29 protein-coding genes and 1 tRNA gene are annotated in these 23,594 nt (G+C 44.5%); 17 read left to right on the forward strand and 13 right to left on the reverse strand.

The window, feature by feature from the left end:
* Positions 1 to 49 precede the first annotated feature (49 nt).
* The gene (locus SPIGRAPES_RS05435) at positions 50 to 841 is read left to right on the forward strand and encodes an AraC family transcriptional regulator (protein WP_014269768.1); all 792 of its coding nucleotides are present in this window, start codon (positions 50 to 52) and stop codon (positions 839 to 841) included.
* A gap of 387 nt (positions 842 to 1,228) precedes the next feature.
* Complete coding sequence (locus SPIGRAPES_RS05440) at positions 1,229 to 1,462, forward strand: hypothetical protein (RefSeq protein WP_014269769.1); 234 nt, start codon at positions 1,229 to 1,231, stop codon at positions 1,460 to 1,462.
* A gap of 134 nt (positions 1,463 to 1,596) precedes the next feature.
* Here the strand turns inward: SPIGRAPES_RS05440 and SPIGRAPES_RS05445 are convergent, their stop codons facing one another.
* From SPIGRAPES_RS05445 to SPIGRAPES_RS05455, 3 genes are all read right to left on the reverse strand, one after another.
* Complete coding sequence (locus SPIGRAPES_RS05445; RefSeq protein ID WP_014269770.1) at positions 1,597 to 2,481, reverse strand: ribokinase; 885 nt, start codon at positions 2,479 to 2,481, stop codon at positions 1,597 to 1,599.
* An 8-nt stretch (positions 2,482 to 2,489) separates the two neighbouring features.
* A complete protein-coding gene (gene cls, locus SPIGRAPES_RS05450; RefSeq protein ID WP_014269771.1) occupies positions 2,490 to 4,022 on the reverse strand; it encodes a cardiolipin synthase in 1,533 nt (510 codons plus the stop codon).
* A gap of 86 nt (positions 4,023 to 4,108) precedes the next feature.
* Positions 4,109 to 4,636, reverse strand: a complete 528-nt coding sequence (locus tag SPIGRAPES_RS05455; RefSeq protein ID WP_155816661.1) for an epoxyqueuosine reductase QueH — start codon at positions 4,634 to 4,636, stop codon at positions 4,109 to 4,111.
* Positions 4,637 to 4,722: 86 nt separating this feature from the next.
* Here SPIGRAPES_RS05455 and SPIGRAPES_RS05460 point away from each other — a divergent pair, with 86 nt between their 5' ends.
* Positions 4,723 to 5,796, forward strand: coding sequence for a tetratricopeptide repeat protein (locus SPIGRAPES_RS05460; RefSeq protein WP_014269773.1), 1,074 nt, complete (start codon positions 4,723 to 4,725; stop codon positions 5,794 to 5,796).
* Between the two features lie 55 nt (positions 5,797 to 5,851).
* Here the strand turns inward: SPIGRAPES_RS05460 and SPIGRAPES_RS05465 are convergent, their stop codons facing one another.
* Positions 5,852 to 7,930 carry a patatin-like phospholipase family protein gene (locus SPIGRAPES_RS05465; protein WP_014269774.1) on the reverse strand — a complete coding sequence of 693 codons (2,079 nt, stop codon included), beginning with the start codon at positions 7,928 to 7,930 and terminating at the stop codon, positions 5,852 to 5,854.
* 128 nt (positions 7,931 to 8,058) lie between these two features.
* On the opposite strand from SPIGRAPES_RS05465, the gene SPIGRAPES_RS05470 reads away from it, so the two are divergent.
* Together SPIGRAPES_RS05470 and SPIGRAPES_RS05475 are read left to right on the forward strand one after the other, a co-directional pair.
* A tRNA-Leu gene (locus SPIGRAPES_RS05470) sits at positions 8,059 to 8,143 on the forward strand.
* 291 nt (positions 8,144 to 8,434) lie between these two features.
* On the forward strand, positions 8,435 to 8,896 hold the full coding sequence (locus tag SPIGRAPES_RS05475) for a phage integrase SAM-like domain-containing protein (RefSeq protein WP_215904770.1): 462 nt from the start codon (positions 8,435 to 8,437) through the stop codon (positions 8,894 to 8,896).
* Here SPIGRAPES_RS05475 and SPIGRAPES_RS16795 read toward each other — a convergent pair.
* From SPIGRAPES_RS16795 to SPIGRAPES_RS16960, 5 genes are all read right to left on the reverse strand, one after another.
* The gene (locus SPIGRAPES_RS16795; protein ID WP_081468751.1) at positions 8,866 to 9,270 is read right to left on the reverse strand and encodes an integrase core domain-containing protein; all 405 of its coding nucleotides are present in this window, start codon (positions 9,268 to 9,270) and stop codon (positions 8,866 to 8,868) included. The genes SPIGRAPES_RS05475 and SPIGRAPES_RS16795 overlap by 31 nt on opposite strands.
* Positions 9,271 to 9,403: 133 nt before the next feature.
* Positions 9,404 to 10,423 carry a site-specific integrase gene (locus tag SPIGRAPES_RS05480; RefSeq protein ID WP_014269776.1) on the reverse strand — a complete coding sequence of 340 codons (1,020 nt, stop codon included), beginning with the start codon at positions 10,421 to 10,423 and terminating at the stop codon, positions 9,404 to 9,406.
* Positions 10,416 to 11,378, reverse strand: coding sequence for a tyrosine-type recombinase/integrase (locus SPIGRAPES_RS16470; protein WP_014269777.1), 963 nt, complete (start codon positions 11,376 to 11,378; stop codon positions 10,416 to 10,418). The genes SPIGRAPES_RS05480 and SPIGRAPES_RS16470 overlap by 8 nt, the downstream gene beginning before the upstream one ends.
* The gene (locus SPIGRAPES_RS16475; protein WP_014269778.1) at positions 11,375 to 12,571 is read right to left on the reverse strand and encodes a tyrosine-type recombinase/integrase; all 1,197 of its coding nucleotides are present in this window, start codon (positions 12,569 to 12,571) and stop codon (positions 11,375 to 11,377) included. Before SPIGRAPES_RS16475 ends, SPIGRAPES_RS16470 begins: the two co-directional genes overlap by 4 nt.
* A 128-nt stretch (positions 12,572 to 12,699) precedes the next feature.
* Entirely contained in the window at positions 12,700 to 12,972 is a 273-nt protein-coding gene (locus SPIGRAPES_RS16960) for a hypothetical protein (protein ID WP_155816663.1), read from the reverse strand.
* Positions 12,973 to 12,984: 12 nt separating this feature from the next.
* Here SPIGRAPES_RS16960 and SPIGRAPES_RS16965 point away from each other — a divergent pair, with 12 nt between their 5' ends.
* From SPIGRAPES_RS16965 to SPIGRAPES_RS16970, 3 genes are read left to right on the forward strand one after another with little or no spacing between them, the layout of a single operon-like run.
* Entirely contained in the window at positions 12,985 to 13,302 is a 318-nt protein-coding gene (locus SPIGRAPES_RS16965; protein WP_155816664.1) for a hypothetical protein, read from the forward strand.
* On the forward strand, positions 13,299 to 14,099 hold the full coding sequence (locus SPIGRAPES_RS05500) for an ExeA family protein (protein WP_014269779.1): 801 nt from the start codon (positions 13,299 to 13,301) through the stop codon (positions 14,097 to 14,099). The genes SPIGRAPES_RS16965 and SPIGRAPES_RS05500 overlap by 4 nt, the downstream gene beginning before the upstream one ends.
* Before the next feature lie 3 nt (positions 14,100 to 14,102).
* Positions 14,103 to 14,291 (forward strand): hypothetical protein, encoded by a 189-nt coding sequence (locus SPIGRAPES_RS16970; protein ID WP_014269780.1) that lies wholly within the window; start codon positions 14,103 to 14,105, stop codon positions 14,289 to 14,291.
* Between the two features lie 117 nt (positions 14,292 to 14,408).
* Here SPIGRAPES_RS16970 and SPIGRAPES_RS16975 read toward each other — a convergent pair whose 3' ends face one another.
* On the reverse strand, positions 14,409 to 14,657 hold the full coding sequence (locus tag SPIGRAPES_RS16975; protein WP_155816665.1) for a hypothetical protein: 249 nt from the start codon (positions 14,655 to 14,657) through the stop codon (positions 14,409 to 14,411).
* Between SPIGRAPES_RS16975 and SPIGRAPES_RS05505 the strand changes: the two genes are divergently transcribed.
* From SPIGRAPES_RS05505 to SPIGRAPES_RS05535, 6 genes are all read left to right on the forward strand, one after another.
* Complete coding sequence (locus tag SPIGRAPES_RS05505) at positions 14,642 to 14,971, forward strand: hypothetical protein (RefSeq protein ID WP_155816666.1); 330 nt, start codon at positions 14,642 to 14,644, stop codon at positions 14,969 to 14,971. The genes SPIGRAPES_RS16975 and SPIGRAPES_RS05505 overlap by 16 nt on opposite strands.
* Positions 14,968 to 15,420: a hypothetical protein gene (locus SPIGRAPES_RS05510; protein WP_014269782.1), complete on the forward strand. Its 453-nt coding sequence runs from the start codon at positions 14,968 to 14,970 to the stop codon at positions 15,418 to 15,420. Before SPIGRAPES_RS05505 ends, SPIGRAPES_RS05510 begins: the two co-directional genes overlap by 4 nt.
* Entirely contained in the window at positions 15,417 to 16,127 is a 711-nt protein-coding gene (locus SPIGRAPES_RS05515; protein ID WP_041384467.1) for a hypothetical protein, read from the forward strand. The genes SPIGRAPES_RS05510 and SPIGRAPES_RS05515 overlap by 4 nt, the downstream gene beginning before the upstream one ends.
* A 308-nt stretch (positions 16,128 to 16,435) precedes the next feature.
* Entirely contained in the window at positions 16,436 to 16,966 is a 531-nt protein-coding gene (locus SPIGRAPES_RS05525) for a hypothetical protein (protein WP_014269784.1), read from the forward strand.
* Complete coding sequence (locus SPIGRAPES_RS05530; RefSeq protein ID WP_014269785.1) at positions 16,966 to 17,334, forward strand: hypothetical protein; 369 nt, start codon at positions 16,966 to 16,968, stop codon at positions 17,332 to 17,334. Before SPIGRAPES_RS05525 ends, SPIGRAPES_RS05530 begins: the two co-directional genes overlap by 1 nt.
* Positions 17,313 to 17,816, forward strand: coding sequence for a protein-export chaperone SecB (locus tag SPIGRAPES_RS05535; protein WP_014269786.1), 504 nt, complete (start codon positions 17,313 to 17,315; stop codon positions 17,814 to 17,816). The genes SPIGRAPES_RS05530 and SPIGRAPES_RS05535 overlap by 22 nt, the downstream gene beginning before the upstream one ends.
* 75 nt (positions 17,817 to 17,891) lie before the next feature.
* Here the strand turns inward: SPIGRAPES_RS05535 and SPIGRAPES_RS05540 are convergent, their stop codons facing one another.
* Positions 17,892 to 18,758 (reverse strand): DUF2806 domain-containing protein, encoded by an 867-nt coding sequence (locus tag SPIGRAPES_RS05540; protein ID WP_014269787.1) that lies wholly within the window; start codon positions 18,756 to 18,758, stop codon positions 17,892 to 17,894.
* Between the two features lie 153 nt (positions 18,759 to 18,911).
* Positions 18,912 to 19,160, reverse strand: coding sequence for a hypothetical protein (locus SPIGRAPES_RS05545; protein ID WP_014269788.1), 249 nt, complete (start codon positions 19,158 to 19,160; stop codon positions 18,912 to 18,914).
* Positions 19,161 to 19,423: 263 nt separating this feature from the next.
* Here SPIGRAPES_RS05545 and SPIGRAPES_RS05550 point away from each other — a divergent pair, with 263 nt between their 5' ends.
* Both SPIGRAPES_RS05550 and SPIGRAPES_RS05555 read left to right on the forward strand, forming a co-directional pair.
* On the forward strand, positions 19,424 to 20,056 hold the full coding sequence (locus SPIGRAPES_RS05550; protein ID WP_014269789.1) for a hypothetical protein: 633 nt from the start codon (positions 19,424 to 19,426) through the stop codon (positions 20,054 to 20,056).
* A gap of 318 nt (positions 20,057 to 20,374) precedes the next feature.
* Positions 20,375 to 20,824, forward strand: coding sequence for a low molecular weight protein-tyrosine-phosphatase (locus tag SPIGRAPES_RS05555; protein ID WP_281047915.1), 450 nt, complete (start codon positions 20,375 to 20,377; stop codon positions 20,822 to 20,824).
* A gap of 6 nt (positions 20,825 to 20,830) precedes the next feature.
* Here the strand turns inward: SPIGRAPES_RS05555 and SPIGRAPES_RS05560 are convergent, their stop codons facing one another.
* On the reverse strand, positions 20,831 to 21,928 hold the full coding sequence (locus tag SPIGRAPES_RS05560; protein ID WP_014269791.1) for a plasmid pRiA4b ORF-3 family protein: 1,098 nt from the start codon (positions 21,926 to 21,928) through the stop codon (positions 20,831 to 20,833).
* Positions 21,929 to 22,185: 257 nt separating this feature from the next.
* Between SPIGRAPES_RS05560 and SPIGRAPES_RS05565 the strand changes: the two genes are divergently transcribed.
* Positions 22,186 to 23,487: a dicarboxylate/amino acid:cation symporter gene (locus SPIGRAPES_RS05565; protein ID WP_014269792.1), complete on the forward strand. Its 1,302-nt coding sequence runs from the start codon at positions 22,186 to 22,188 to the stop codon at positions 23,485 to 23,487.
* Positions 23,488 to 23,594: the final 107 nt, after the last annotated feature.

Raw genomic sequence — 23,594 nt, forward strand, 5'->3', positions numbered from 1 at the left:
GACGACTTTACCATAGACAGGATTGGAAAAACATATGTATTATTGACATATGGAAATGTTGGACGCGGTCTTTGTCTACCAAATGCATGAAATCAAGGAACTACTCTGGCACCAACGGGTCCACAGCCATGAATATGGACAGTTCGAACTGCATTATTTTGTAAGTGGTTATGGCACATTCTCAAACGGGCCAAAGCGGTACGCCATTTTTCCCGGAGCCCTGTTCATCACAGGAGGAGAAACACTTCACAGCATCGAGGCCGATGTGCAGGAAAGCCTTACCTATTATGCAACCCTTATCCAGAGCCCTGAGGAAATCTTGCTTGTAAGCAGGCTCCAGGAGAAGAATCCCCTGAATATCGGAACTAAATGGCGTTTTTTCTTCGAGGAAGTAAGGGACAAAGGCCTCAGCCCCAACTCGGAGCTACGCCTCAGTGCCTGCCATCAGATTTTAGGTCTTTTGTATAACCTGCTTGCGGGAACTGCCTCAGAAGATCCGGTGGAAGAAAACGTCTGTCTGGAAAAGGCAATCAGGTATATGCAACGCCATGTGTTCGATAAGCTGACCCTTGAGCAGATAGCGGGGCATGTCCAACTTGATGCGTCTTATTTCATCAGGCTCTTTAAAAAACGTATGAACACGACTCCAATGAAATATTATACGAATCTCCAGCTGGAAGCGGCCCGGTCGCTGCTGGCATGCAGTAATCTTTCAATCAAAGAGATAGCTGCAAAACTGCAGTTCTGCTCTGAATTCCATTTCTCCAAGCGATTCAAACAATCAACGGGACTATCCCCCTCGATGTATCGGAAGACCCACCTACAGCTTCTGGGGAACTGACAGCTGAAAACAGATTCTGTCTGGACGTATTTCTTCTACTTGTTCCCGGTTCTACCAAATCACTTACGTGACAACTCCAAGGAAATTCTCTTGGTGTCTTTTGTCACACCTTCACCTATGCCACAGGCTGCAAAACCTCTAAAACCGCAATAGGCTTACCTATTTATATTTTAATCCTTGTCACAAGTTAGAAATCAGAGCGAAAAACCCTTTTTCAGACATGGTATAAGTGCATGTTACCTATCACTTATTACATACACATCTTATTACATATGACATTCTGTAACTTATTATAATATAATGATTTATATAAAATTTTCCTTGACATCTACTTTTCCAGAACCTACTATATAGATGTAACAAGAGAGAAGTTAAAGGAGATGCAAGATGGTAAAAAAGTTAGCTAGTCTGCTATTGATAGCCCTTCTGATGGCCATATTTGCAACCTCTTTGTTCGCAACTCCCGAACCAGTGGTGGTCAGACTCCATGGATACATTCCTGAGACCACGACGTTTAAAACAACCGATTCAGGGTTTGAAGTTATTTCCAATGCAAACAACTTCACCTATTCGGTTATCCAGGGAAACGGAACTTCATCGCTTTTTATCGTTGCAAAGTAACTATTAAGCGGGTCCGGACAGACAAGCTTGCATAATAGGAGTCAGTGATCAGGAAAAGTCACTGGCTCCTTTCTTTATAAAAAAAACCTCCAAGTCTCAAACCTGGAGGCAAAAAAACAAGTCTATACACAGGCCTAGCAGAACACCTCGCTCGCAAAAGGAATCGAGGCCATGGCCCCACTTTTCGAAACGGCAAGGCCTGAAGCCTTACAAGAAAAATTCAAAGCCTTTTCAGTTCCATAGCCCTTCGACCTTGCAGCAAGGAAATACCCGATGAACGTATCCCCTGCCCCTGTCGTATCGACTACGGGCTGGTCGTAGATAGGTGCATGCAGGCGAATATCTTTAAAACCATAATAGGCCCCTGCCTTTCCAGCAGTGAGGACAATCTCGGCCTTCGGGAATTTCCTCACAAGTATTTCGAGCGTCTGGACATAAGGAACATCAATTTCTAGGCCGGCAAGTGAAGCTCCCTCTATTTCGTTCAGGACAAGGATATCAACCAATTGCAGGGGAAGCTGAGCGATCTTTTCATCGAAGGGAGCAGTGTTCAAACAGATTGTCATACCCCTTTGCTTGGCTTTTTCTATCAAGTAGGACGTATGGACAATCTCATTTTGCAGAACCAGGCAATCCCCTGCTTCAAAATGGGTCAAGGTTTCATCAATCTCCTTTTGTTCAATCGCATGATTGCCACCACCGAATAGCACAATTGCATTCTGCCGGTTTTTATCCAACTGAATAAGAGCTTGCCCGGTTGAGCCCTCATAGTGCCTGACAAAGGAAGTGTCGACCCCGTAGGATTTCAATAATTCCACGAGAAATTGACCATCACTGCCGACTTTACCCCCGTGAAACACCTGGGCTCCTGCCTTTGCCAGAGCTGCACTCTGGTTGGCTCCTTTTCCCCCTGCACTTTTCACAAGATTGGTACTGGAGAGCGTTTCCCCTGGTTTCACCACATGGTCGACAGAGAAAATCAAATCAATGTTGATAGATCCATAGTTCAGAAATTTCATATTGGCTCCTATAGCAAGGGAGCGGTCAACCGAAGTGCCGTACCCATTAGTTTTTTATAGAATGGAATAGAATACAGATATTCCATTGTTATTTCCTGGCATACATCCAAGGTTTGCTCAATATCCTCTCTCACTGTCTGTATCACCGAAGAACCATAAAACAGTACTCCGTTTTCAAAGTGCAGGTAGAATGAACGGTAATCCATGTTTATTGTCCCGATAATTGCAACCTTGTCGTCAGAGACAAACATTTTCGCATGGATAAACCCAGGTGTATACTCAAAAATCTTAACCCCGGCCTCAAGCAGGACCTTATAATTGTCTCTCGTGACAGCAAAGACATACCATTTATCAGGCATATGGGGGGTAATGATACGAACATCCACCCCGCTCTGGGCTGCGATTTTCAAGGCAGTTATCATTTCATTATCCAAGACAAGATAGGGAGTAGTGATCCACACATAATCCTTGGCCATGCTGATTATCTGGATATAGGCATTTTCAGCGACGTTCTGGTTATCCAACGGATTATCCGCAAACGGCTGGACAAATCCGTCGGTCTTCCCCGAATATGTCGGTCGAAACAATGAAAAATCATAACTACGGTGATTGGAAAAAGACCATAGCTGGAGAAACATCAACGTGAGGTTCCATACCGCATCACCTTTCAGTTTTACCGCAGTGTCTTTCCAATGCCCGTAGGATACTTTTCTATTGGCATATTCGTCAGCGATATTCACCCCTCCGGTGTATCCGACATTTCCATCTATCACCAAGACTTTCCTATGGTCACGACTGTTAAGCCTGCTATTGAGATGGGCTCGCATCGGATTGAAGGCAATGGTCTCAAACCCAAGGGAACGGAGTTTTCGTTCGTAGTGGGAGGGGACGTTAACGATAGATCCTACATCATCGAACATAATAAAGATGGTCACTCCCTCATTTTTCTTTTCGAGAAGGATTGCAAGGATGGCGTCCCAGACCTCTCCCATGCCGATAATGAAGAATTCAAGAAAAATAAAATTCTTTGCTTTTTTCAGTTCTTCGAGTACATCGAGTACCCAATCCTCCCCCAACGCGAAATACTGGACCTCAGTATTGCACCAGAGAGGGAAACCGCTGATATTGGAAATATACTGCCCTTGACGTGCAAGGTTCGGATCATAGGAAGTGAGGGCTTTCATAGGCAAGCCATCATGTACAGGGACTTTCTCCATTCCTTTTTTATGTAGTTCGTTGTATTCATGGAACCAACGTTTCAACACGACACTCATCTTTCGGTTTCCGAACAGGATGTAGAAAATCCCGCCATACAGGGGTATGACCATGAAAATAAGCATCCACCCGATTTTATAGGCAGGATTGAGGTCTCTCGTTACTACGAACAAGGCCATTACAATCGAAAAAGTAGAGAAAATCTGTATCCAAAGGGAATCGTTTTTTGCATAACCAAGAACCCTGACAAGTACATCAATCTGAAAAATAACGAGTACGATTGAAATAAACAGCCTTCCTGTCAGGAATTTCAGCAGTTTTCGCATATGAACCCGTCCCCCTTGAATCTCGTGAGTATATCACAGTGCCCATACATACACAAATTGACGAACGCAGAGAAGATTGTAGAAGCTCAATGCTGCATTGAAAACTCACAACCGCAATACTGTTGACGGTAGAGATCAAGGTCTCTACTCATTACCAGACTCCTGTCAAAACCGCCTTTTTTCTTGAAGTCAATCTTTTCAAACAGGGGGAATTGTTCCCCGATATCAAAAATCAACTTACTGTTTTTAAACCGGCTTACGGTGAGAGTCGTACAGAAATGCTTGAATCCAAGTTCCTCGGCCTTTGCCGAGGCCTGCCTCAGGTTGTACAGGAAACATTTCTCACAACGCTTGCCGCCTTCCCTCTCCTGTTCCAGCCCGGCTACTGAAGAAAGCCATGAGGCATGGTCCTGTTCCTCCCTGATTACGCGAAGGTGGAAAAAATCGGCAACCTTAAGGAGCTCTGCAAATCGCTTATCAGCTTCACTTGCAGGATAAATATTGCTATTGCTAAAAAATATTACAGGTTTCCAGCCTTCACTGAGAAGGCGCTCTATACTTGCGGTACTACAGGGGCCACAACAAGCGTGGACCAATATTTCATTTTCATCCATACCGATACTGTACATCTCAAGTATTTCTCTTGCAACCATCTACCTTTAAGGTTACATTTGTTATGCTATCGATTTGAGGAGTTTCCATGAAGAAAAACAACAATCTGGGACTTTGGTTGTCCCTTCTCATCATTCTTGGCATCACATTACTACCTGTTTCCCTTTTGCAGAAGGCGTTGCTGGTAGTGCTCTTTATCGGAGGACTGGCCTTCTGGAAGCGTGCGCTTCTCTTTTATATACAGGCCAACAAATATGCTGTGAACAGCGACAGTACAAAGTGGGAAAAAGCCTGGCCATTATACCAGAAAGCCTTGCGCAATGGGCTGAATTCGAGTTTTGCTGTCACTGCGGCAAGCATGTATCTTCAGCGGGGTGACTATAATGTCGGACGGCAAATCCTCGAAGATTACCTGGCTAAACCGGAGAAAAAGAAGGATGCTACACTGGTATTCATTGCAAAGACCATGGTCTCCATGGCCTATTGGATCGATGGCGACCTGGACAAAGCCATCAAAACCGTACAGCAAGTGTATGAAGCCGGTTATAGGGACAAGAACCTGTTTATCAATTATGGTACTTATGTCCTGGAAAAAGGCGATTTGAAGACAGCAAGAACCTTGGTAAAGGAAGCAGCCCACTTTGAAAGCACCAGCCCCGGTATCATGGATAACCGCGGATGGCTTGCTCTTTTGGAAGGCAACTGGGAAGAGGCTATTCCTTTGTACAGGGAGCTGATAGCAAGAGGCCCGAAATTCCCAGAACCTTATGTTCATGCCGCCCAGATAAAAATCCATTATGGCAAAGTCGGGGAAGCCCTGCAGTTACTCGACAAAGCAATCGATGCACGCTTTTCCAATACTTCGGGAATGAAAAAAGAAAAGCTCGAACAGTTGAGAGCCAGGCTTGCAGACTTTGACACCAGAATGGCCGCAGCCAAAGAGATTGATGCCAATACTGCTAAAGTTGCTTCAGGCGAGCTTCCCCCTCATACAACCAACTCGTTTGCAAGGGAAGAAGGATCTGTCCTTTCTGGTTTCGCAAAGGAACCTGAAACGGAAAAGGTTGCCGAAATCCTCGTATCCGAGGAAGGCGAGAGAATTCCCAACACCGAACTTACACAAGCCGATATCGAGTATGCAAAAAAGCATAACCTCGAGTAACGGCATCACCTTGGGAAAACGGGTCAGTTCGTAAGAAACTGGCCCGTTTCTATTTCTAGAGGGTAATATTGAAGGCAAATCCCCAGACTATTGAATCGACCGATTGATCCCAGCCGCCATAGATGGTAAGGGGCAATTTCCTGATACCCAATAGAGAAAATTCGGTATGGAGTTCCAATCCCATGGACATGCTGGGCATCCACCCTTCGGATTTCTGGTACCAGAGAAAATCAAAATAGGTTGCAATGGACGAATTCTCCAGGATAAACAGCTCGGCAAAGGAGGGGGAAAAGGAAACCGGCTTATACCCGAGCAGCATATTTGCAGCGATCAGGTAATTCGTAGCATTGGTTGATACGGTCAGATCATGCCCCTGCGAACGAATTGTTGCATTATTTGTCCTGAATCGGTCGGAAAGGAAATAAGGGACATCACCATTGCCATCCAAGGCAAACCGCAGGGATGTTGAAAGGTCTGCAAACAGTCCTGTTTTTGTCTCCTGTACCCCTAGATTGGCGTTAGCCGCGATAAAAGGGCGAAACTGCTTAAAATCTCCCAACATTTGGTAGAACAATCCAATCTTGACGGCCGAAATATTCCACCCGGGATTGCCAGACAAGGTAAAGAGTGATTCTATGCCCGAATTGAACAGATATCGTGACCCATCCCAATATTCTGCGGAATCGGCATTTTGGGGATTGGAAATTGTTTCCAAGCCTTGCAGGAGAGAAATCCTGAGCTGGGCATCTTGGAAAAGGAACCTTCCTTCAAGATTTTCCCTTGCATAGAAAACAGGGCTGTTTGTAGCGATGTCATACAGGGCATTCCCTGCCAAAGATGCCTTAAAGTGATCAAACAAGAAATAATCAACCTTAGCCAGGAGCGTCGGATTGAGAGAGAATCTGCTGTTTGAGTTTGCCTGGAACCCCATGCCGGCATTCGTTGAGAATAGCAAATCGCCAGCACGCAGGGTATATCTCACCCCAGCGGTGTTATCATCCTTCAAAAAGGAAGTATCCTCTGCAATATAATCCGACTCAAGCCCTAATCCCAGAATATGGGAACGGGAATATTGTTTTATATGGGAGTAAATCCGGTAGGATTTTTGTTCTGCCTCTATCCTGTCTCCCATAGCAGTCTGCCGCTCGAGCTCTTCCTCGTTCGGGATTACCAAACCTTTGTATAGACCAGCCAGTTTGTCCTGTTGTAAAGCTGCAGAGGCATACCCTTTCTCGCTCAGTTCCTTGACAGCTGCAAAATCCATGAAGGAAAAATCCTCCACGTCGCAGCGGATCCAGACCACTTCATCCAGATGCTTTTTAAGTTCCTCGACCCCTTTTCTACGTTTGGCAATGTCAATCGACACATTGAGGATGGTCAAGGGATTACGGAGATTCAAGGTATCAACATCGTAAAAGGTTGTGGAAACAATGACAGAGTCTGCATATGCATAGGCCAGGTCAAGTGGAACAATATTGGTTATCCCTCCATCGATAAGAAGGTGACCTTTGAATTCAACTGGAGGGAAATATATGGGAAGGGCATAGGCTGCAGTCAAGACTGTGTAGAAATCACCTTCGGAAATCTGGACCTGGCGTTTGGTTGCAAGATCTTCGGTTACCACCATGATGGGGATCTCGAGGTTTTCCAATTGCAGCTCCGGTCCCAAAATCGAAGCGAGTTTTGCAACAAATCGAGAAGAATTGAGGAGGCCACCTTCCAAGGGGAAAGTCAGGTCGAACAATGTTTGCAACGAGACATTGGATATTGCCTCATAAATCTGGCCAGGAGACATACCTGCGGCATACAGAAGGCCTACGATGCTTCCCATTGAGTTGCTGATGATAAAATCAGGGACTATGCCCTGTTCCTCGAGGTATTTCAAGACTCCGACATGGGCAAAAGCCCTTGCAGACCCACCGGAAAGCACCAGACCGACAGGAGTTCGTTCTCCCTTTGTACGGTCAAGGATTCTCTGTCTGAAAGCTGCGTCACCATATTGGATTGGTACATTCGCCGACAGGATATCGCCTGAGGCATTTGAGGGTAAGGCAACAGAGACCTCAGCAAAGAGAGAATTGCAGCCAATGACTAGCATTAGCATGAAAAAAACCACGTTATATAACCTTTTCACCATAGCCTCCGAATACAGATACTGTAGTCCAAATAGCTCTAAAAGACAATCTTTTGCGAACACCTTGCTTTTTTTCAAAACTGGTGTTGCTTTTTCCTAGGGGATTTGATAACATGGTCAACGCTGATGCCGGCGTGGTGAAATTGGTAGACACGTCAGACTCAAAATCTGATGGATGCATAATCCGTATCGGTTCGATTCCGATCGCCGGTAAACGAAAAAGTAGAATATCTTTTTACACTGAATGGAATTGCTAATAAGCAGTTCCATTTTTTGTGCCCAAAATTGTGCCCAAAACCTATTTACAACGATTCCATTTGGTGCTTTTATTGATTTATGAACATGAAAACACCATATCGATTTCTGAAAAAATAAGGCAGGAACATCGAAGTCGTGTTCCGGCATATCCCAGGGAAACGATTATCTACGGGTACCGGGGATATGGTCGAAGCCGTCAAGTTTGCCGAAACATATATACGCAATGAAGGAAGAATTCTAGAAAAAATGCCAACCTTCAAGCAATTCGCCGAAGGTTTCTTCACCCCGGATGATCCGCAAGGTGTACGTATGCGGGACAAAATGCGCAACAAGCAAAGCGGTGAAATGGACTATCAGAACAAACAGCGTTTTCTTGACCGCTATTTGATCCCGGAATTCGGCGACTATCTGCTGGACTCCATCACTCCTGTAATAATAGAAGATTACATACTCGAGATGGTGAGCTTCAAGGACCATCGTACGCCACTTTCTGACGATACGAAAAACAAAGCCCTGGTATGTATGCGAAAAGTATTCCATGAAGCAGAGCGAAAACGAATTGTCCGCGACAACCCTGCCGAAAAAGTCGGGATGATCAATGCCAGGAGCAAGGAACGAAAACCCTTTAGCCCTACGGTATTTGTCAACGTAGTTTTCGCCATTTTTTATAAACAATTTCAGCAAACAGCCTTTTCTGCCGGACGGTAGAATGCCGTTACCGCTGGGAGTGCATAGGTTCTGGTTTTTCCCTTTCTCCAGCGTTCCGGATGAGCGGCTTTTGCCTCTATGATTGTCTTGTTTCGTTCGGAATACAACTGTTGGGCCTCGCCCTTCCTTACCTGTATAGGGGTAACGTAGGACAGGCCTGAGTGTAGATGGCAACTGTTGTACCAAGCGACGAAATCGGCGTACCAGATCCTTGCGGTGGAAATCGTAGAAAATTGCTTTGGGTAACCCACCGAGTATTTGAGTGTCCTGTGCCAGGATTCTATGAATGCGTTGTCATTGCTGCAGCGGGGCCTCGAATAGCTCCGGCTGATGAACAGCGAATCAAGGAATACAGCCAGTGTCATGCCCCGCATCGGGTGGCCGTTATCGCCGTTTTGTTGAATTCAACAAAACACCGATTTCAACGATAAATTAGTTTTGCCGAGACCTGTCAGTAATCTTTCCGTTGCCTAGAATTACCAACAAAGATTCGGCAAAATCATTTATCTATAATCCCATAAGCCGCTTGAGAATTTGGGGGTCTTCCCAGTCCTTACTTGTTCCTACCACGTTAGGATTCGCTTTCTCCACTGCCGCGGTGATCATGGCAAGATTGGCTGTGGCATAATGCGATATGCTGGAAGAATCAGCATGACCGAGGAATTTGGCCACATTCTCCAACGGCATCCCGTTCAGGTACAGGTGCATGGCACGGGTCGACCTCATCAGATGAGGGTGTATGCCAGAAAGAACCTCGATGCAAGTTTTGCTTGCCTCTTCCCCATGCTTCTTGAGCAATACGGCAATGGCATCTGTAGACAACTTCGAAGGCCCATTTCGCTTCCTAGCATAAAACAACGGCCTCTTGGGATCCTTTGTAGGATGAAACATGTGGATGTAGGCATTGAGATGGGCTACCGTCTTCTCCATCAACGGTATCAGCCTGGTCTTGTTCCCCTTTCCCGTAAGCACTACATAGCATGGAGAGGCTTCCAGATGGAGAGATCCAAACTGCACATCAACCAACTCCTGTACCCGGCATCCGGTATCATACATGAAGATCATAATCATACAATCTCTTCTTCCCAGCCTTGTATTGGGGTCTGGAGCCAAGAGCAAAACTTTGAGAGCCTTCTCTGAAAGGTATTCCACAGGCTTTTGCTCTTCCCTGGCTTTGGGCATGGTCCTGATTGATTGGTAGGTGGCATACAGGGGTACATACTCATCTGCACAATAGCGGAGAAAACTTTTCAGGATTGAGAGCCTGAGGTTACATGTAGAGTCCGCAAGCTCATCTACCAAATGCAGGTGTGCTATGAACTCCTTGACATTATCCCTGGTGAAATGATCCAAGGAAAGAAGCGAGGCCTCAACATTTCGGTGCTTACTCATGTAGGAGACAAAGGAGTACAACCCATACCGGTAGGTCTCAATCGTCCCTTTGCTCATTCTTCTGACATCCTTCAGGTAGACGTCAAAGTAATCCGTTACAAGACGCCACAGGTCAGCCTTTTTAGTCTTAGCCATGGCTCACCTCCGGCAGGTTGTCCCCAAGCTTTCCATACAGACGCTCGAAGACTGGAAAGAATTCAGGTACCCAATGCAGATAATACTCGGTATTTTCAATGCAAGAATGTCCAAGATACAGCCTGAGGTAAGGCAGCAGGGCATACACATCCTTTCCATCCTCAATCCATGTGTTGATGTTCCTGAATACAAAATGATGCCTCAGGTCATACAACCTGGCATTGTTCCCATTGGAGGATTGCCCTATGCCTGCATCCCTTAGGATGTGACTGAATGCAATTGAAAGGGAGGAACATTTGTAACTGTCATTAGCTTTTGTAGGAAAGAAATATTTTCTTTCTGGCAAGCGTTTCTGCATGATGAGGTCATATTGCTTCAATTCCAACAGCAACATCTCTCCAATTGGCAACCTCCTGTCCCTATAGGTCTTTGTCCCCTTGATGTCGAGCCATCCATGTTCCAGATCTACATCCCCGACCAGAAGTTTCCTAGCTTCTCCAGGCCTGAGCCCGCAGCAATGGATGGTTGAGAACAGTTGTGGAAGCACATACTGTCTGCTCATCGCTTGGGAAACCGGGTGGAGGGAACCCATGACCTCGTCAGAGAAGAGTTTTCTTAGCTCATCCTCAGCAAAGAAATAGGGAACATAATCAGGGACTTTTGGGCAAATGCCGTAGGGAAGGACGTATTGGTCGCTTTCCCCGATTGATTGTAGGTATCTTCCCAGATAGCGTACCAGCAGGATCCTACAGACCTGGCGCTGGACGGACTCCTCATCCAACCTGCATATCCACCCGGAGAGCCTCTCCTTGGTAAGCAATGGAGGATACTGGTGTGAATCCCAATATGTGTCGAACATCTTTGTATAGAACAGCAAGGAGCCAGACTTGTGGGAGTACATATAATGTTCATCAAATCTTTCTATCCTTGAAGCCAGGCTGCTGATATAGCTCATACCGTTGCCCCCTTGTAGTAAGGGGCAAGGCAACACGGCCTGATCTTCTCATATTCGACGGTGGTATAGATAGTGGTCGAATCCATATCCTTATGACCAAGCATGTTGCTGATGGTTCCCAAAGGTACCCAATTCTGCAGCTGTTTCGATGCTGCATGATGTCTCAGCAGATGTGATCCTTTCCGCTTGGAATCCCGAATCCCAAGTTCAGCAAAAACCCTCCGGATAATTGCATATATGGCAGAATGCCCTCCAAGTTTATGATAGGGTTCACGATATGATAAAAATACATAACGAATATTGCTTCTAGGTCGCTCCTCCAGTAGATATTTCTGCATACAGTTGCCTATGACAGGCAAGAGAGGGAGAACCAACAGGTTCCGGGTCTTTGACTGAACTAATGACAAGGTCCCTTTGATCCAGTCTATATTTTCCAGTTTCAAGTTTATGATATCATTGGCCCTGACACCGAGATAGTAGGTCAATGAAAGAATTGTCCTATCCTTCCAGGAGCCATTCCCATTGCAAATGTAGCTGGAGATGGCTGCATCCTCCTCTATTTCAAGCATGGGGATGATGGGAGTATGCCGGGGACAATTGGTTGGTATTGCTTGAAATATTGCACCCTCATAGCCCAAATACCAGAAAAACTTTCGCATGGCAGAGGCTGCAACACGAATATTAGTCGATACCCATGTGCCTCTCAACACCTCAAAGAAAGAAATGACCAAGGATCCATTGATTTCTGCGATGTTATGAATATCATTTGCACCCAGATGATTGAGAAACTGGGTTGCTACGTTCCTGTAGCTGTCAATAGTAAAGACTGACTTCCCTTCAGATTGCAGGTATGCCAGGTATTGTTTCAGCACAGGCTTGAAGGTATCCTGGATAAGGACTGTCTTGGTAACGTTATATCGGAGATACTCATCGTGAATTGTTCCTGTTTCCAGATAACATAGCATGCGAGAATAGGTAGGATAAGCAATTATACTGGTTTTTCCCTGCCTGATGAGTTCATTTGCCTGGTATCTGACAGCTTCGAGCAACCCCATTCCTTCTTCAAGCGGTTGTTGCAACTCCTTCTCTACCCTTAGATAGCAAAGTTCATATAATCGCAAGGTGGCTTTGTTAAGATAGCGGGTTTGGTCATAGTCCTGCAGAACTTTCAAAACTGCTGACAATTGTTCCATACAATATTCTCCTTTGGATGAATACAGTATGTAGTCATTTCAGATATTGGCGTGAAAAGATTTTGCCGAATCCCTAGTGTTAATTCTAGGCAACAGAAAGATTACTGACAGGTCTCGGCAAAACTAATTTATCGTTGAAATCGCCGTTTTGTTGAATTCAACAAAACGGCGATAATGGGGCTGCCATGAGGGATGAGCGGCTCAAACTGGGTTGCGCGGCACTGGAGGTGAATTTCACCCATGCCAAGCCATACACCCCCACAGGAAAGGCGAAGATCGAGCGTTTCTATTCCACGGTAAGAATGCAGTTCCTGCCCACCCTGGGGGAAAAACCCCTTGAGCTGTTCGAGCTGAACCGGCGCTGGCAGAAATATGTCGAGGAATACAACGGTAGAGTCCATTCCGGGATAGGGATGTCGCCGCTGCAATGTTATCTTTCAGAGGTGGAGGCAGTAAGGCCGGCACCCCAGGACCTTCCCCGGCTTTTCCGCAGCAGGGAGACCCGGACGGTAAGCAAAGCCAGGACCGTCAGCCTGAACTCGGTACTGCTGGAGGTTCCCCTCGGCTACACCGGTCGAAAGATCGACCTCCGGTTTACCTCTATGGAAAACGTGGAGGCCTTCTATGACGGCAGGAGCCTCGGATTCCTCAAACCGGTCGACCTGCATGCCAATTCAAGGGCCCAGAGGATGATGCCATGCATCCAGAGCGGGGCGGAGGTACGGCCATGAATACAGACATCCGTACCTTCTACGGGTTCAGGCAGACCCCCTTTTCCCCGGATATACGGCCCGACCAGATGTATCTGCTCTCCGGGATGGTGGAGATCAGCAAACGCATACAGTTCGCCGTCCAGAACAACATGTATTTCACCGTCATAGGCGACGTAGGGGCCGGCAAGTCCACCTCCCTTCGCTATGCACTCCACCAGCTACCACAAAAAAGCTATCAGGTCATCGACCTGGTAGGCGGACAATGGGGGTTTGTAGAGGTCCTCAGGCAGTGCATGGCTTCGCTCGGCATCCATACGAGGACAAACCAGCCGTCCTCGATGCTCAGGCAGATCCATGAGGTTTTCGACCTCATCCGCAACGACGGCAAGCGTCCCGTATTGTTTGTCGACGAGGCGCACCTTTTCCAGACCGACGTGTTTGCCCAGCTCCACCTCATAAGCCAGCAGAACCTGGCAAAGGCCATCGTCATGTGCGGGCAGGATGGTTTGTTCGAGAAACTCCGCAACCCGCAGGCGCGCCCTCTCATGAACAGGGTTATCGACGGCTACAACCTCCGCAATCTCACACAGGACGAATGTTTCGGGTACATAGACCATCATCTGAAGGTAATAGGAGGTTGCAACTCCGATATCTTCGAGAAGCCCGCATTGATAGCAATCGGCCAGGTTTCCGCGGGAATCCCGCGGAATATCAATTCGGTCTGCTTGCTTGCCCTCGGTTACGGGATGGATCATGGGACAACATCCATCTCGGCAGAGACGATCAGAAATGTTTCACGCAATTGGTGGGAGTGACCCATGATATCACACTGTCATGATAGGGATGGTTCCTGGCAACGCAACGCGACCAGTGACCTGTGGGATGAGAATGGCCGATGGGTATCGCCCGATGATCCCCGTTACCAGGATTACTGGGAAGCCTGGGTAGATAGCTTGGATTCATCGAATACTCACGAAGAGCCTAGAACGGAGGATGAACCGTTCTGAGATCCTCCCCTGAATTTGTTTTCCTGGCCCCCCTTCGGGGGCCTCTTTCATGCATTGTTCGCTATAGCGCAATTAGCAAATATTCACTTCAACAGATTGTGTAAAATTTGCTATAGATTAAAGTGCTAGGTAACAACTCCGAAGGCAAAGGCCACTGTCACCGTTGCCGGCAAGAGTTATGAGATCGAGACCGATCTTCCCAACGAGGTCAAGGAACAAATCCTCGAAGATCTCTCCGAAAAGATCGGATTCCTGCTGGAGGTCGGAGAAAACGGGTTTCCACAGCCTCCGGAGCAGAGGGACTCCGATGAAAACGACGGTACGGAGGCAACGAACTGACGATGGACAACATGGCTGTGATTGCACAGATATTCCTCCAACGGCCATTGCTGTACTGGATCGGCCCGTTGTTCCTGCTGGGAATTCTGCTCAAGCAGATTCCGAACCTGGGCAACCGATGGATAACGCTGATCCTGTTCCTGGCAGCGTTCCTCATTGCCTCGGCATGGGGGATGCAGAATACGACGGCCACGGAAACGGTGCCGAGAATCATCGATATCTTTCTCAAGAACGGATTGGGACAAGGGTTTTTGATGGCAGCGTCGTCGGCCTGGGCATGGGATACCTGGCACGGATTCGAAAAGAACCAGAAAGGAAAGAAGGAGAACAAGGAAAAATGAATGATACGTCAAAGAAGCAAGGCAGCCACAGCTTCGTACGGAACCTGTTGGTATTCGGTTCCAGCGTATTGGCCGGGATGCTGTTCAATATTCCGTTCGGTTGGCAGAGCATGCTCGACTTCATGACCCAGATCATGATCTTCACGGTAATCACGATCGTGGCCGGGGATATCTGGTACAAGGTCGTAGAGGATCGGGACAAGATAATCTGGCAATATTGGATTGGTATCGCAGCTACATTGGGAGCGGATTTCTGCTTCCTGACTGCAAGCAAGACCACTTCATTCGGGTCCATGTGGATATGGCTCTGCATCACGACCTTCGTGGGGTTGTTGGCGGGTCTGTGGTGGGCTTTTGTCTATGCAAAGGCAATCGATACCGATACGCAGGAAGAGATCGTCTCCAAGACGACCTCGAGTAAGACTTCATCGGAAACGGAGGGTGCATGATGTGTGGAAGAGTCTCAAGAAAACATGGAGATTCCTGGTTACGAACCGCAAGTATCTTGCTGGTGCTGTCGTTGGCAGCCTTGCCGCTGGGAGCCTGGCCTACGAGGCAGGCAAGCGGGCAACAGACTCAGATACAAGTCGCAGTACCGGACCAGACGAAAACGGGACAATCAGCGGTAGCGACGGAAACGCCATCCCTGGGCACAACGTCGCTGGAACAGTTGCAGAGCAGCTCGACGGCTCTCTCGCAAGCGCAGAGCGAACTGCTGGCATACTTGAAAAGCGCAGACAACGCAGACGCGAGCGACTTGACGGAACTGAAGGCGACTCTTGAACAGGTCAAGAACCTGGTATCCATCCAGCAGGCGGCCTACTCTGACCTGCAGGAGCAATACCGGACTGATCTTGCCGCGGTTCAGGATAAGTACTCATCCCTGCAGGACGATTATAAGAAGCTTTCCAAGCAGTACGACAATACAGTCCTTGCCCTGGGAAAAGCCCAGGGGTCCGATAAGACAATCAAGCAATATCGGGCGACATTCGGGGGATCGGTGCTCTATAACTCTGAGGACAAGCAGATGGGATACGGTGCCGACATAGGCATAAGGTTCCTGGGGCCTCTATCACTTACAGGCGGGGCGGTCTATTATCCTGACAAGGGCCTCGATGGCCTGACATTCAAGGCAGGGATTGGCTGGTCGTTCTGATAACGAGCTCATTTATGTAGTATTGGGGAGTTTCGGCTCCCCTTTCCCCTTTTGGGATATATGGGGTTATATTGGATATAGAAATATTTTGCTAATAAAAAGGAGGGCATGTCATGAAAATTCCAAGAAGACTGACTATCGCATCTTCTTTTTTCTGGTGACAGTCTTCATGAATGATGTAGTCATATTGCACAAAGATGTGGTTATTGTTCTTTCGAAATAATTTTTCTTGCAAATTATAAATGATTGCAACATACTTACGAAGTATTAATCAACTATTTTAAATAAAATAATTTTTTGAGGAAAAAATGGTTTTAAATGGTTTACATGCAACAACAGCTAGTAATTATCAAAATATTTGTTGTGAAGGCTTTAAAAGTGGAACAGGCTTACGTGGTTCTGGAGTATATTTCTGGGACGATGAAGAAGGCCTAGCCTATGAATTATCATGTAACTGGTATGATTATAGTTTAAATAAACTCAAAGCTTATAAAGATTGCGAAAATAAAGAAATGGTTATTATTTTGGGGCAATGGGATATCGAGGAGAATGAGTTTATTGACCTTGAAGCACGAGAATTACGAGTTGAAATATATCAAACCGGTATTGCTTTGAAAATTGATATGACAAATAGAAGCAATCTATGTGGATTGTTTGATGCTTTTATTAAAAGATTTGAAATAGAGATAGGATGTCAAATAAAAGTTATGGGAGTTGGTGTTTCTCCATTATCAAAAGATTATTCACCAAATTATCCCTGTCAGGTATTAGGACCACCCTATTGCTATATTGTTAGAGATGCAGGCATAATAAGGCATAGCCTATACAGGAGGACATGATGAAAAATTCTCTAAGAGTACAAAAAACTATAAAAAAAGTACTCGAAGAAATGAGAAGGATGTCTCCAGAAGAATTCCAAGAGGAACTCAGCCATTCAATTGATGGTGAGTTTGCTCAACTTCTAGACAAATCAGGAATGTTTGAGGCAACTAGTGATCGTGATTTTTCTGTAAGCAATATTCTCGAGCAGAAAGAATTTATCGAAGTTTTGCCTTTTGCTACTATTAATAGTTTTTTAGTAAATGAGGGAACAGAATATATTACAATTGTTCATCCAAAAAACCCTATTCTTCATTCGGAGAATAGGGTATTCTATAATGAAATAAGTTGTGAAGGATATTCCGTATGGACACAAAAAGCCGCATAGTTGCTGATTTTCAATTTATAGGCTACAAAGTAGATAACATTAAATTTTCTGTAATCCCGTCTGTGACTATATTACAGCGAAGAGAAATTTGTAATGAAGACAGTTTTCAATTTAAACTAAATATCCGTTCGCCCCAAAGGCTTTCCAATTCTGATAATGAGATTGCTTATGTTGGTGGTCTTGATATCAAAGTGAGAATACTAACCACTATAAATGATAAGAAAAAAGTGATAGCTAAAGGAAATTTTGGCATCGCTGGTGTGTTTAAAAAAATTGGTGATATGCCTAAAGCCCAAGAAGAATATATGGTAAAGGCAACAATACCTTCAATTTTATTAGGATACTTAAGAAGCACAATATCATCGACCTTTGCCAATGCAGGGTTTGGAAGTTTTATCATACCGCTAATAAATATTAGCAATATTGTAAAAGATACAAATATACAAATTGTTGATGCTCAGGGAACTCCTGTAGAACTCTAATTTCGGATATCACAAAGATTATACTATGTGAGATTATAAAACGAAGGGGTTAACTGAAATTAATCCCAGAGTATTTTAACCTTTCGGTTGCTTCTCCCATCGCTTTTTCACATAATTTAGATACTCGAGATTTTTCGTTGCACCGCAAATTTCTCCTAGTTCACGACCAGTTCTTGTCAGAAGGATTGATTCTACAGGGAGTGAATAGAATTCTTGATCACCATCCTTCGTAGATTGCAAAGGAATATCTCCTTCTTCATCAAAATACTCATAGTTCATTACTGATTCATCAGAAATCAGCCCCAAAGTTTTAAATCCTGTTTTAATTTGTTTCTTTATCAGCCCTAAAGATTCTAGTTGAATAGTATCAAAATATGAAATACCAAGAATTCGTTCAGTCTCATCATTTTCAATATAATATGCAGAAAGCAAACCTCCAAATTTGAAAAAACATGATCCAAATCTTGTGAATAATTGCGCAGTTCCTTTATCCAACTGTTCAACGATCACCAAAGTTTGTCGAGAGAACGATCCAGGGCAATTAAATTCACCGGCTATTATTTTAGCCCATAAATGCTGCATCTCATCATCAGAAGAAATCGATGATTTCTCAAAGTGTAATCTTAGCCAATCTTGATCGACCTTATTAGGATTGAAAGTTGAGGACGAAACTTTAAAATTTGGAATAGCTTTATTAAGGACACCTTGATAATTATCATGCTTAATATAATTCATTCGCATAATTGATTGGGATTCTTTCTTGGTAAAACCAAATAAAGTTCTCATACGGATGAGATCTGTCATAGCTTCTGCCTTTGCCTTTCTCTTTACGCGAGTGGGTTCATATATTACACCAGTAGCATTAGCAATTTTTATTATTGCCGTATTTATTGGTTCTGCAAGTTTGGAAATAGTTTCTAGCAGATCTTCAGGTTCTTTCATTTTCTATCCTTTCGTTGAAGTGATAATTTTCACTTCATTCCACTAAATATTATTTACTTCCTAATGTGCGTAAATTTCGGAATCAGAACTTACAACAGGGCAATAATAGCTTACGACATTCTACTTTCATGTATTCCTCTCCAAGATTAAATACTATTGCAATGATAAATGCATTTTCTGTCTAAGCAAATTTTTTCTACCGTGAGAAATTGAACTTCGCAAAACCGATTCACCAAATCCTTTGTCCAATTCTTCAGTAGAGATGTTCTTGCAAGCTTGAAGACAGGCAATCACGCGTTCTTTTGAGTAGCCTGGAACCTGGCTTAGTCCCAGATCATAAAAAGTCTCGATATCAAGCTCTATGGAATCAATTGTCAATGTTTGCTGCTTATTTTCAAGCATTCCGGCAACTCCTCCTTTTTACTGTACTATGAAAAAACTATAACCAAAAGCTATTTTTCGTTTTGGAACAAAGATATTTGGCTACCTTGTTAAATTGTTATAGATTTATTTGTTTATGGAAAAGGAAAGTATATCCTGAAAAACACTCCCCTGTGCTTGCCATAATACTTCTATTAACAAAAATCAAAAAATAATAATCTACTAGTGATATTTCCTTTATTCTCTAAAGAAGTTATTCTTCTAAATTTGAAGGAGTTATAATTATGGCTAAAAAAATAATTATTGTTTTCTTGATAGCTGTGGTTTCTATTGCCTCTCTTTTTTCCGAAGATGTTATCTTCCTTTCTGACGATATAAATATCAAATACGAAAATGATATATGGGATAAGCTTATGGATGATTCAGTTAAAGTAATTACTGTTCTCTCTATGTATCAAAATCAGGGGTATGTATCTTTGTTTAATTCAGATGCTTTAGGTGATTTTGAAATCATATATTTATCGGAAGAAGGTCGTGGCATATTAACAAACATGATTAATAAATATTTGAATTGGGAGACCTTGGCTATTACTAAGGGTGTTTCTATTTCAAAAGATATTCCAGACTTGAAAATTCCTGTTTTCGCATATTATTCATTGATGAAAGAGCCCCATACTGTAAAGGGTCTGACACTTACTGCTAGTTTTTATTCTACTTCACCGAAAATACATTACTTAATACTTGAAACAGATGAAAAAAAAGTTGCAGATAATGACTTTCTTACTTATAAGATGGATTCTTGGTATTTTGATCATGAAGCAGCTATTGCTTTGGAAAAATCACTTACAAAAGAAAATATTGAAACAAAAATTGATGAGTATAACAAACAAGAAGATATTGAATCTGAATTTGTTTAATAAAACAATTTGTTGTGTTGTCATCGGGAGCTTTGAACCATTATATTTTTACTAAAAATGATGTGCCCTCTTTGTGCCCATTCCTTGATATACATACTCTATTCTATAAATGCAAAATGCCCATTTGGTGGTACAAAATAAAGATTCTCTGATAATAAATCGGAAGATGCTGCCGATCGCCGGTAATTTGGTAACAAACTCCTTACATTGTAGGGAGTTTTTTTTATTCCCGTAAAATCATGATTTGAACCCAGTTAGAGCCAGCTTTCTTGCCCACCTTCCCCTTCCTTTGCTATAGTGAGCCCCATGTATAGGATTATGTTCGTATGTCACGGCAACATTTGCAGGAGCACCATGGCCGAGTTCATGTTGAAGGATATGGTAGGCAAGCTCGGACTATCAGATCAATTCTGCATTGCATCCTCGGCTACCAGCCGTGAAGAAATAGGAAACGGGATTCATCCTGGCACAAAGGCCAAACTCAGGGAACAAGGAATCGCTTTTGCAAACCACAGGGCAATTCAGTTGCGTAGCAGCGATTATGATTCGTATGACCTGCTGCTTGGCATGGATGAGAACAACAAGAGAAACATGCTTCGGATCTTTTGCTCTGACCCCCAGGAAAAAATCCATCGCTTGCTTGACTACACCCCCTCACCCCGCGATATTGCAGACCCCTGGTATACGGAGAACTTCGAGGCAACCTTTAAAGATATAAGGCAAGGATGCCTTGGTCTGTTGGATTATCTGGCTAGTAAAAACCGCTAAAGTCCATTACCAAATATACAGGTCAACGGGCAACTTGTCTTTTTTATACTGATAGAAATACCGATAGCCGGTTCTCCAGGTAACCCACTGGAGGGTTTCTTCATATGCGGGGTCCTCACGGTCCTTGAGACAGGCCAGATTTTGCTCATACCCGTAGGGACCGCCGCTGTCTTCCGGAGGAGCTTGTCCTATCATTTCCAAAAGCGTTGCATGCAAGGTACTGCCGGTAATTTCTCTCTCAAAGATGATTTCATGTTGCCAACTGTCACCGAAATCATACAGGTAGGTACAGCTTTTCTTCTCAGGGAATACATCCTTGAGCAGGACATGACTTTCCTCCCGTATCTGTATCCCGTCACCATACAGACCAATCTCATCATCAAAATCATCCATGGTTATTTTATCGTTATTTCCTAGACTGAACTCATGGAGGTGACAATTCTGCCATTCAAATATCTCTTGCAAAATGGTATGAAACTGGAAAAAGGAAATACAGGAGGGAACGATCAACCTACGAAACACATTCTCATGCTCCAACTCCAAAGTAACAGATACCTGCAAAGAAGGGACAACCGCTTGCAGATTGCCTTCCAAACCGCAAATATCCTGCATTGCCATCTGAAAAACCTGGCAGATCTTCAATCGATCCTGCCTGTCTCTATACATTCGCGAACATCTAAGCGAAAGAGCTGACTGAAATATAGTTTTTTCATCGAGAAACCTAGCATTGAATTGAGCGTCTCGCACAAGGGCGTTCATTTTTGAAGTCATGCTTCGATTCGCACTCTGGGAATAACCGACATCCCCTGCCATCTCGAAATATCGGCGAATCATTTTTTCGCTGACACCCTCCATAAGGAAAGCCCTTTTGATAGCCTCTTGTAACAAAGCCTCTATTCTTGCCATATCCTTTGGCTTAAGCCGGTAGAGAAATACGCAGTAATGGGTAAGGTTATTCATAGCCATGACAACCTTGTGTCTGTTCCAAATGCAGTAGTTGACATGCCAGGCGAAGAAGCTGTCCTCATCACCAGTCCTTGGTAGCAAATCACCGCTTTTTTCTCCCAGATTGTCAAGCATAGCCTTCGTACATTGGTATTTCATTTACTCACTCCCTGCTAATAGTAACACCACATACAAAAAACTTCTATTTTTCTTTCAGAAAAGAGGTTGCTTTCCTTTGTGTTTTTCATGCCAAGAGAAAACCCTCATACGGTCACACAGCAAAAAAGTACAGGAACCGTAGCCAAGGAAAGGTAGGATAAAAGAATGAAACAGAAAGATTTTTCTTTGTTACCCTGATAACAAGATGTACAATGAGCAAAGAAACTATTGCCTTCCAAAAAACAAAAGGAGTTGTTATGGAAAAGGAAATGAAAAAAAAGGTGAAAGGGCCTTTGGGGTGGTATTTTAATTTCAACCTGCTTTACAGGATTCTCATCGGCTTGGTCCTCGGGGCAGTTCTTGGCCTCATCTTCAAGGAAAAAATCCTTTGGGTCTCACCCTTCGGGGCTTTGTTCGTCCGTCTGCTCAAGATGATCATGATGCCAATCATTCTTTCGACCATCATCGTAGGAGCCTCCTCGGTCAGTCCCGCCAATCTCGGGAAAACAGGGATCAGGATTATCCTGCTCTACCTTGCAACCTCGGCCTTCGCAGTATCGATAGGCCTTTTGATGGGCGCAATCTTCAGGCCAAGTGCTGACCTGGCTTCCCTCTCTGTAGATGCTGCAATCAAAACAGCTACAGCAGTACCTCTTTCAACCACGTTGATCAACATTGTCCCGACTAGCTATGCGCAGGCTGTTGTCAATGAAAACGTCCTCCCGGTTATTTTCTTCTCGCTCCTGTTTGGTATCGGGATCTCATACTTGCGTGTCTCAACCGATGCACGTTCAAAGAAATTAGGAAACGCGGTTTTCGATTTCTTTGACGGAGTCTCCACCATCATGATGAAAATGATCAGTGGTATCATGGAATATGCACCGATAGGCGTAATAGCCCTTGTAGCCGAAGTCTTTGCAAAGAATGGATCGAAGGTAGTAGGATCTTTGGGTATTGTCACCCTTGCCACCTTCCTTGGCTATGCAATCCATATCTGCATTATCTACCTGGGACTGCTTGCCCTGAACAAACTCAGTATCAAGACCTTCTTCCATGAAGCAAAAAACCCCTTCATAACCGGTTTTGTCACCCGTAGCTCGAACGGAACGTTGCCAATCACCATTAAGGCTGCCGAAAACCTTGGGGTACAGAAAGACATCTATTCGTTCTCCCTACCTCTCGGGGCGACGATCAACATGGATGGTACGGCAATCTACCAGGGAGTATGTGCAACATTCATTGCCCTCAGCGCAACGGGACAGGGATTTACCCTTGCCCAGATGGGCTTGATAATAGTGACAGCAACCCTTGCCTCGATTGGAACGGCAGGGGTCCCAGGTGCCGGAGCTATCATGCTTTTGATGGTTCTGGATGCCGTCGGCCTCCCTGTTGTTGCAGGAACCCCCATTGCCGGAGCCTATGCAATGATTCTCGGAATCGACGCTATTCTCGACATGGGAAGAACAGCCTTGAATGTAACAGGAGACCTTACCTGTACGACTGTCACCGCAAAAATGCTCAAAGAACTCGATATGACCTGCTGGAACAACAAGGCATAAGGCTAGTATCACAGGTAAAAGGAATGCAGGTTTTTCCGGCATTCCTTTTTTATGCCTTGACCACTGCCAAATAAATAGATAGTCTCTATTTAGAACACTTTCAAAAT

It is taken from the genome of Sphaerochaeta pleomorpha str. Grapes (genome assembly GCF_000236685.1).
Lineage (GTDB): Bacteria > Spirochaetota > Spirochaetia > Sphaerochaetales > Sphaerochaetaceae > Sphaerochaeta > Sphaerochaeta pleomorpha.